This is a genomic window from Undibacterium sp. GrIS 1.2 (genome assembly GCF_040544435.1).
GTDB lineage: Bacteria > Pseudomonadota > Gammaproteobacteria > Burkholderiales > Burkholderiaceae_D > Undibacterium.
On record NZ_JBEONP010000151.1, the window covers coordinates 1 to 1,207 of the forward strand.

The 1,207-nt window shown below is 42.7% G+C and carries 2 protein-coding genes; both read left to right on the top strand.

What is annotated here, in order from left to right; translation table 11 throughout:
* Positions 1–285: helicase C-terminal domain-containing protein (locus AAKU61_RS22610; protein WP_354335883.1), on the top strand; the 285-nt coding region annotated here is incomplete at its 5' end.
* A gap of 247 nt (positions 286–532) precedes the next feature.
* A complete protein-coding gene (locus tag AAKU61_RS22615; protein ID WP_354335885.1) occupies positions 533–1,171 on the top strand; it encodes a hypothetical protein in 639 nt (212 codons plus the stop codon).
* Positions 1,172–1,207: the final 36 nt, after the last annotated feature.

Genomic DNA, 1,207 nt, shown 5'->3' on the forward strand with positions numbered 1-1,207 from the left:
GCGCGCTTGATTGGCGCTTTTATTGCGACACTGGGATTACCCCAAATGAATCCGGTCAATGAGCAGATTAAACAACGTATGCAGCAGTTATTCGGGGCAGGGTATAACTACACCTATCTTTACCCTGGCATACAAAAAGTAGTTCAGGCAGCAGGACGCGTCATTCGCACTACAACGGATCAAGGGGTGATTTATTTGATTGATGATCGGTTCGCGCAGCCTGAGATTCGGCGATTGATGCCCGTGTGGTGGGGGTTGCAGAGAGAGAAACTATGTCTAAATTAATTAAGCTATTTGCAATTATGTTTTGCAATAAAAACCTATGGCCTAGTCGTCGTAGGTAATAACGGGGTTTCGGTCAAATACGAACACTATTACGGGTAAATCCGCATGTTGGTATTTTTGATTCACCGCGATTTGGCACTCACAAATTAATCAAATCAAACACAGTTAAGAAATTAACAAGTGAACTCTCTTTTACTTATCGTTAGTTAATGTTTTAATCATATTCCTCCAACAGAAAGGACAGAATATGAATACGCTCAAAGAAAAAATCCTTAATTTTGCTTGCAGAGTAGCCAATTTCCTCAACCCTTGGTCATATGTCTTGTATCAGTCGCTAGTTCCAGTTTTGGTGGCGGCTATTATCACAATTATTTTCTTGAGGCTGGACCAGGTACAAGAAGTGTTGTACGGCACTATTGACAGAGAGTCAGGTAGCATCCAAATGCTTTACTTCGCGCTCGGTATTTTTATTTTTTCCACTTCTGTTTGGTACTCGTCACGTCTGCTAGTCACGATCGATGCCGGACTTCAATTGCCTCTAAATATGCGCTCCGGACTATTACTCATCAAAGTAGGGAGAGCAACCGTCCACTTGCCAAGGATACTGGGCGCAGTTAGTGCAGCGCTATTAGTGGCAGTATTTATTCATGCTCAGCAATCTTGGGGTAAACAAACACTGCTTACGTCCATCATGCCATTAGCGGCAACGCTACTGCCTTTACTGATGGCAATACTAATAATGCCATTGAAATTACGCGCATTCAAAGCTTCGATATCGTGGCTCGGAGTAGTAGCTTTATCCGCATTTTTGGTAATGTTTTGTCAAACGAGGTTCTTGCAAAACGAAACACCGGAGAGTAATTTTATTGCGAGAAGCGCAAAATAGATGAGAAAGGAGCGGCCATTTCTGGCAAGATGAAAG